Origin of the sequence: Bifidobacterium pullorum subsp. saeculare (assembly GCF_016899725.1) — a bacterium.
GTDB classification, from domain to species: domain Bacteria; phylum Actinomycetota; class Actinomycetes; order Actinomycetales; family Bifidobacteriaceae; genus Bifidobacterium; species Bifidobacterium pullorum_C.
In genome coordinates this window covers 21,340-28,816 of record NZ_JACLYU010000019.1, presented here as the reverse complement: position 1 = coordinate 28,816, position 7,477 = coordinate 21,340, and the positions used below count along the sequence as shown (strand labels likewise).

4 protein-coding genes and 1 pseudogene are annotated in these 7,477 nt (G+C 69.5%); 3 read left to right on the top strand and 2 right to left on the bottom strand.

The genetic code is table 11. The features are described from left to right. Both H7U32_RS10860 and H7U32_RS10855 read left to right on the top strand, forming a co-directional pair. Positions 1-916, top strand: a pseudogene (locus tag H7U32_RS10860) (IS3 family transposase); the annotation flags it as partial. 48 nt (positions 917-964) lie between these two features. After that, complete coding sequence (locus H7U32_RS10855; RefSeq protein ID WP_239457627.1) at positions 965-1,513, top strand: ATP-binding cassette domain-containing protein; 549 nt, start codon at positions 965-967, stop codon at positions 1,511-1,513. Here the strand turns inward: H7U32_RS10855 and H7U32_RS08000 are convergent. After that, positions 1,510-2,043 carry a hypothetical protein gene (locus H7U32_RS08000; protein ID WP_204469550.1) on the bottom strand — a complete coding sequence of 178 codons (534 nt, stop codon included), beginning with the start codon at positions 2,041-2,043 and terminating at the stop codon, positions 1,510-1,512. The genes H7U32_RS10855 and H7U32_RS08000 overlap by 4 nt on opposite strands. Before the next feature lie 304 nt (positions 2,044-2,347). Here H7U32_RS08000 and H7U32_RS07995 point away from each other — a divergent pair, with 304 nt between their 5' ends. Next, entirely contained in the window at positions 2,348-5,332 is a 2,985-nt protein-coding gene (locus H7U32_RS07995; RefSeq protein WP_204469549.1) for a cation-translocating P-type ATPase, read from the top strand. A gap of 504 nt (positions 5,333-5,836) precedes the next feature. Here H7U32_RS07995 and H7U32_RS07990 read toward each other — a convergent pair. After that, the gene (locus H7U32_RS07990) at positions 5,837-7,474 is read right to left on the bottom strand and encodes a hypothetical protein (RefSeq protein ID WP_204469548.1); all 1,638 of its coding nucleotides are present in this window, start codon (positions 7,472-7,474) and stop codon (positions 5,837-5,839) included. Between the last annotated feature and the right edge of the window lie 3 nt (positions 7,475-7,477).

Here is a 7,477-nt window from a genome sequence, read left to right as displayed (position 1 = left end):
GGCCGGCGACCCGCGTCCCGTCCCGGAGGGGCCGGCGAACCGGGAGAAGACGCGGGTCGTGGAACGGGTCAGGGGCGGGTCCGGTCTCGCCGCCGCCCCCGGCGCGGCGGGTCCCGGGCGCGGCGCCTACCACTGCCAGCGCGCGGCCATGGAGGCCGGCGACAGGCATGCCGTCCCGCGCGGACGGATACGCGCCCTGTCCGAGGGGGGCGGGCGCGTGTGGGGCTAGCGCACCATCCATGCCATGCCGCGGCGGGACGGGACGGACCCGCCGGTCGTCTCGGAGAAGGTGGCGCGCCGCATCATGGGCGGGGAGGGGCCGCGGCCCGTGTGCCTGAAGAGGCCCAGGCGGCGGAGCTCCCACAGGGGGGAGCCGTCCGAGGCGCCCGCCGACCTCGTGGAGCGCGACTTCCGCGCCGGGGCGCCGAACCGGCTGTGGCCGACGGACGTCGCCCGGTCCGCCATGGACGGCTACAAGCGCCGGCCGTCCCCGGTCATCGACCGCTTCGACGGCATGGTCGTCTCCCGGAGGCTGTCGCGCAGCCCGGACGCGGCCATGGCCGACGGCATGCCGCTCGACGCCATCGCCACGCTCGCGCCCGGCGAGACACCGACGGCCCACTCGGACCGGGGCTGTCACTACCGGCGGCCCGGATGGATCCGCATCCGCGGGGAGCACGGGCTGGTCCGGTCCATGAGCGCCAAGGGCCGCGGCCCCGACAACGCCGCCGCCGAGGGATTCCTCGGCAGGCCCAGGAACGAGTTCCTCCACTGCCGCGACTGGAAGGACGTGACCTACGACGAGTTCCACGGGCGGCTCGCCGCCTACCTGACCCACTACAATGAGACACGCACCAAGAAATCTCCGGGCCGGCAGAGCCCCGTGCAATACCGCAGAAGCCTTGGACTGGCCGCACGACCATCCAAAAAAACATCCACACCCCCGGCGCGACATACGTCATGCATGATTATCGGTGCGAACGGGGCGGGGAAGACCACGCTGCTGGAAACGCTGGCGACAGACGCTGCGCGTCACGGGAGCCGCGAAAAGAGCGTCGGCGATTCTGTGCGCGACTTCGCGTATCTGCCGCAGGATGCGGCGTTCCTCGACGGCGTGACCGTCCGACAGATGATCGGCCTGTATGCTGCGATGAGGCGTGACGGCGCCATGCCGTATGCGGCGGTGTTGCAGGACTTCCGGTTGCGCTGTCTCACCGGTCTGGAGGACCGACGATTCTCCCTGCTGTCCGGCGGCGAGCGGCAGCTGGTATTGACGTACTGCACTCTCCTGCTGAACCGCACAACGTATCTGCTCGACGAGCCGCTGCGCGGCGTGGACCCGGCGCATGTGCGCGACATGGTGTGGCTCATCCGTGCGGTCATGGATGCCGGGCGCACGGTGGTCATGGTTACGCATCACGTGAGCAGCATCAGCGACCTCGGCAATCCCGCCGTCGTAGCTCTCACCGCCACCGGCTACCAGGCCGGGCGTGTGCGTGACCGGTGGGACTAGTGGTCGTAGGTCTGGCTTTCGGTCGGGGTTGTGCGTGTGATGAACTCACCCATGCCGGGGACCGTGAACGCGACCTTGCCGTGTTCCGGTGCGTAGATCAGTCCGAGGCGTATCAATGAATCCCGGGCTGCGGATGTTTCTTTGGTCGTTTTCCCCAGGTATGCCGCGACATCCGCGGACTGGCACATGTCGTCGCCGTTGATCGCAGCCATGGCGGCGAGGTAGTGGCGTCCCGAGGCTTTGGCTCGTTGCCAGCGGGACAGGTACAGTCCGCTGTCGAGTTCCTTCCGGGCGAGTGGTTCTCCGTCCATGACGGCCGTGAGCGGGATGGGGTTGGAATCCGATGCGTTCCAAGCCGCCTTGCCGTAGGCCTGGATGAAATACGGGTACCCGCGTGAGGCTCGGACAAGTTCCTTCAGTGCGTCGTCGGAGAACGGTCGGCCCAGTTGCCGGGCAGGCTTCTGGAATCCATTCGCAGTGTCATCCTCTGAAAGTCGGCCGATTGTTCGGTACTCGAACAGACGTTCCACTCCCGGTTTCGCGCTCACTTTTAAATGAGGCACCTCGAGCCTGTCTCAATAGTGACTGTCGCTCAGAGCGCCAGCAAGGCGCTACATCCGCCCCGATAAGCGCAGATGCCCGCTCCAGCACGGTCCCGAAGCGCCGGGACAGGGCGGCCGCAGATGCGTATGGAATAATGGTAACTATCACGCATCCGCGGCAGCTGCCGTGGGTGCCCACAACCGCGCAGCATGGGCGCGCGGCCGGGGCCGGGAAGGACCCGCCGCACGTCGGAGGCTGACTACTCCGCGGCATTCCCAAGGAGACACAACCATGGTTGGTCAGCGTAACGATCAATCGCACCCGGGGCAGGACGCCCCGACCCAGGACCGGAATCCCCAGCAGGCCCTGCTTCATGACACCGACCCGAGCCTGACGGACGCGGCCGAGGTGGCCGCCGCGCTCGGCGTCGACCCGGCCAAGGGCCTGACGAGCGAAGAGGCGAAACGACGCCTCGAAAAGTTCGGTCCGAACGAACTGGCGCAGGCCGCGCCCGTGCCCAAGTGGAAGAAGTTCCTCGCGCAGTTCAAGGACCCGCTGGTCTACCTGCTGCTCGCCGCCACCGCGATCTCGCTGGTCGCTTGGTTCATCGAGAAGGCGAACGCCGCCCCCGGCGCCGAAGGCGGCGAGGCGCTGCCCTTCGACGCAATCGTCATCGTGCTCATCCTCATCGTCAACGCCGTGCTCGGCTACATCCAGGAGGCGAAGGCCGAGGCCGCCGTCGAGGCACTCGCCCAGATGACCGCGCCCACCACCTCCGTGCTGCGCGACGGCAAGATCACGCGCATCAACACCACCGAGGTCGTCCCCGGCGACGTGATCGTGCTCGGCGAGGGCGACTCCGTCTCCGCTGACGGCCGCCTGTTCGCGGCCGCCAGCCTCAGGATCGCCGAGGCGAGCCTGACGGGCGAATCCGTGCCCGTCGGCAAGAAGCCGGACACGCTGGCCGAGGCCAAGGCGCTGGGCGACCGCGCCAACATGGTGTTCAACGGCACCTCCGTCACGCAGGGCACCGGCCGCGCCATCGTCACCGGCACCGGCATGAACACGCAGGTCGGCAAGATCGCTGACCTGCTGTCCGCCACCGAGGACGAGAAGACTCCGTTGCAAAAGGAGATGGACTACGTCTCCAAGATCCTGGGCGTCGCGGTGTGCATCATCGCCGTCATCGTGCTCGTGGCGCTGGCCGTGCTCGAGGGCTTCCACGACATCCACGACGTCATCGACTCGCTGCTGCTCGCCGTCTCGCTGGCCGTGGCCGCCGTGCCCGAGGGCCTGGCCGCCATCCTCACCGTCGTGCTCGCCCTGGGCGTGCAGCGCATGGCCATGCACCACGCGATCGTCAAGAAGCTCCACTCGGTGGAGACGCTTGGCTCCGCCTCCGTGATCTGCTCGGACAAGACCGGCACCCTCACGCGCAACGAGATGACCGTCGAACGCGTGGTCACCCCCTCCGGCGAGGTGGCGCTCACCGGCACCGGCTACGCGCCCGAGGGCCGCATGGTCGGCGTGAACGGCGCGCAGCTGGAAGGCGCCGAGGCGCTGAAGAACGAGGCACTCGCCACGCTGGCCGTCGGCGCGCTGGCCAACGACGGCGACCTGCGCCAGGGCGCGCAGGCCGGCTCGTGGGAGATCGTCGGCGACCCCACCGAGGTGGCGCTCATCGTCGCCGCGCGCAAAACGCATGCGGACCGCCGCCTCTCCCAGTTCCACCGCGTGGCCGAGGTGCCGTTCACCTCGGAACGCAAGCGCATGTCCATCATCGCCCGCGACGAGGCTGAGGGCGGGCTGCTCACCGTGTTCGCCAAGGGCGCGCCCGACGTGCTGCTCGGCTACTGCGACCGCATCAGCGTGGGCGGCGCCGTCCGGCCGCTGACCGACGGCGACCGGCAGGACATCCTCGCCACCGTCGAACGGCTCTCCGGCGAGGCCTACCGCACGCTCGGCCAGGCATACCGTCCGCTGGAAACCGCGCGCCTGAGCGAGGTTCCCGGTATCCGTGCCAACGCGGCCGGCGAGGTCTCGGACATCGCTGACCAGGCCGAGGTCATCGAACGCGGGCTCATCTGGACCGGCATCGTCGGCATCATCGACCCGCCGCGCACCGAGGTGCGCGACTCCGTGGCCGAGGCGCACCGCGCCGGCATCCGCACCGTCATGATCACCGGTGACCACCCGCTGACCGCCTCCCGCATCGCCTCCGACCTGGGCATCATCGAGCCCAGCGGCGCCGCGCTGACCGGCGACCAGCTCGACCAGCTCGCCGCCCAGGGCGACCAGGCCTTCGACCAGGCCACGGCCAAGACTTCCGTGTACGCGCGCGTGGCGCCCGAGCACAAGCTGCGCATCGTCGAATCGCTGCAGCGCCAGGGCAACATCGTGGCGATGACCGGCGACGGCGTCAACGACGCACCGGCCGTCAAAACCGCGGACATCGGCGTGGCCATGGGCATCACCGGCACCGAGGTGACCAAGCAGAGCGCGAAGATGATTCTCGCGGACGACAACTTCGCCACCATCGTCGCCGCCGTGCGCGAGGGCCGCGTGATTTTCGACAACATCCGCAAGTTCCTGCGCTACCTGCTGAGCTCCAACGTGGGCGAGGTGTTCACGGTGTTCTTCGGCGTGGTGCTCGCCGGCTTCCTCGGCATCACCCAGCCCGGTTCGCAGGGCGTCACCGTGCCGCTGCTGGCCACGCAGCTGCTGTGGATCAACCTGCTCACCGACGCGGCGCCCGCCCTGGCCATGGGCGTGGACCCGCAGACCGAGGACGTGATGAACCGCCGCCCGCGGCGCCTGACCGACCGTGTGATCGACCGGCAGATGTGGGGCGACATCATTTACATCGGCCTGATCATGGCCATCGTCACGCTCATCGGCATGGACATGCACCTGACCGGCGGCCTGTTCACCGACCGTTCGGTGGACGCGCTCGGCCACGAGGCTCAGATGACCGAGGCCCGCACCATGGGCTTCACGATCCTCGTGTTCGCGCAGCTGTTCAACGCGATCGCCTCCCGCTCCCACCTGCAGTCCGCGTTCGTGGGCCTGTTCTCGAACAAGTGGCTGTGGGGCGCGATCGGCGTGTCCATCGTGCTGCAGCTCATCGTGATCTACGTGCCGTTCCTCAACTCCGCGTTCGGCACCACGCCGCTGAGCGCCGTGGCCTGGCTGGAGTGCATCGGCCTGGCTGCGTTCGTGCTCGTCGCCTCCGAGCTGCGCAAGCTCGTGCTGCGGGTGATGGCCAAGCGCCGGTGATCAGGCGGTAGGGCGCTGGCGCGCATAGCCGGTGCCTGGGCCGCTGCCGGCGCAGTGCGCCGGTGCGGAAGCGTGGCGGCGTGGCGTGGCGGCGCCCTACCGCCGCGGAAGCCGTGGGGAATCCGCGGCCTGATACGGAAAACCGTACTCCGGATTGCTCTCCGGAGTACGGTTTTCCGCATAGTGACGGTACCGATGCGGCAAACCGTACGCTTACGGCGCGTCAGCGTACGGTTCGCCGCATGGGGGTCGTATGAGTGCGGCGAACCGTACTGTGAGCGAGGCTTAGCGTACGGTTCGTCGCATGGGGTGCGAGCCGATGGACGCTGGACGCTGGTTAAGCCCGCGCCCGGCAGCCCGCGCCGGTTAAGCCCGCGCCCGGCAGCCCGCGCCGGTTAAGCCCGCTTCAGCCGGCCCGTGCCCGGCAGTCCGTGCCCGGCAGTCCGTGCCCGGCAGCCCGTGCCCGGCAGCCTGCGCCGGTTGGCCGGCGTGGGCCAGTTCGTGTCAGTCGGTGAACGGGGTGGTGCCGGCGTTGTCGCCGTTTCCGGCGCTCTGCTGATCCTGGTTCTGGCCCTGTCCGTTCTGCTCGTCCTGTTCGTTCTGCTCGTCCTGCTGTTGCTGCTCGGCCTGGCGGCGGGCCTCCTCTTCGGCCTGGCGCTGGGCCTCGGCGGCCGCGGCGTCGGCCTCCTGCTTGGCCTGGATCGACGCGTTCACATCGGCGACGGCCTTCTCCAGCTGGGACTTGGCGTTGTCCACATCCGCCTGGGAGGGCTTGTCCTGCGAGGCCACGTTGTTCGCGTTCGAGATGGCGTCCTGCAGCGCGGTGCGCACCGTGTCGTCCTGCACCTGGCCGGCGGAGGCGTTCAGCGTGCTCTGCGCGCTGGCGATCGTGTTCTTGAGGTCCGCCTTGAGGTCGTTGGCGGTTTTGGTCGCCTTGCTCTTGTCCAGGTTCTTGAGCGCGTCGTCGATGGTCTTGGTTTGTTCCGCGGCGCGCCTGGCGGCCGTGGCGAACACCTTCGCGTTGCTTTCGAGGTCGCTGGTGGCGGCGTCGGCGGGGCAGGAGACCTTGCTGTCCACGATGATGCCGTTGGCCGCGTTGATCGCGGAGTTGAGGCTGGAGATGGTTTTGTCGTCGGCGACCTGGCCGGTCGCGGAGTCCGCCGCCTGCTTCGCCTCGTTCACCTTGTCGGTGAGCGCCTTCGAGGCCGCCTGCCAGTCCTGCTGGGACTGAGTGCAGGACTCGGCCGCGTTCTTGCCGCTGGCGGAGCGGAACCACAGCACGCCGCCCACGATAAGCGCGATGACCACGACCATCGCGACGACGATGCCCGCGACCTTGCCCTTGGCCATTGGCTTCTTCGGCTTGCCGTCGTCGGCCGCGTCGCCCACGGAACCGAGGCCGTTGCCGGTGGGCGGGATGACCGGCGGCACGCCGGTGCCGGCGAGGGGACGCGGCTCGGTCGGCGTCTGGAGCGGCTGGAACACCTGCGTGGCCTGCTCGTCCTCGGGTGTGCCCTGCTCGGCGACGCCCATCGCCATCGTCGGCTGCGTGGCGGTTGGCTGGCCGGGTTGGCCGTAAGCCATCGTCGGCTGGTCGGCGGCGGGCATGGCCGCGGTCTGGCCGGCCGCCATCTGTACGGTCGGCTGGCCGAAAGGATCGTAGGCCTCGGTGGCGGCCAGCGGGTCGAAGGCCTGGGTCGCCTCCATCGGCTGGGTGGCGGGGACTGTCTGCGGCGCGGAGGCTGCCGGCATCGCCTGGGTCGGCTGGGCATAGGACTGCGGCTGGGGCGGCTGTGGCACGGCCTCGGCCAGCGGGTCGAAGGCTTGGGTGGCCTCCATCGGCTGGGTGGCGGGGGCCGGCGGCATAGGGACGGCCGGCTGGGCGGCCGTCCAGGCCGCGCCCGCCGCCGTCGGCTGGGTCGTCGGGAATTGCATGGGCGGCACGGCCGACTGCGGCGTCATCGTCGGCTGTGTGGGCTGCGGCACGGCAGGCTGCACAGGCTGGGCCGCCTGCCGCGCGGGCTGCGCCGGCTGGGTCGGCTGCGGCGCGGGGGCCGGCGGCTCGGGGACGCCGGGCTGGCCGGCGGCGGGCTGCTTGCCGAGCTGGAAGTCGAATCGGAATTCACCGTTGGGATCGGTCATGGG

Coding starts and splice junctions, on each gene's coding strand:
- H7U32_RS10855 (WP_239457627.1), top strand. CDS start 965: ATGATTATCGGTGCGAACGGGGCGGGGAAGACCACGCTGCTGGAAACG.
- H7U32_RS07995 (WP_204469549.1), top strand. CDS start 2,348: ATGGTTGGTCAGCGTAACGATCAATCGCACCCGGGGCAGGACGCCCCG.
- H7U32_RS07990 (WP_204469548.1), bottom strand. CDS start 7,474: ATGACCGATCCCAACGGTGAATTCCGATTCGACTTCCAGCTCGGCAAG.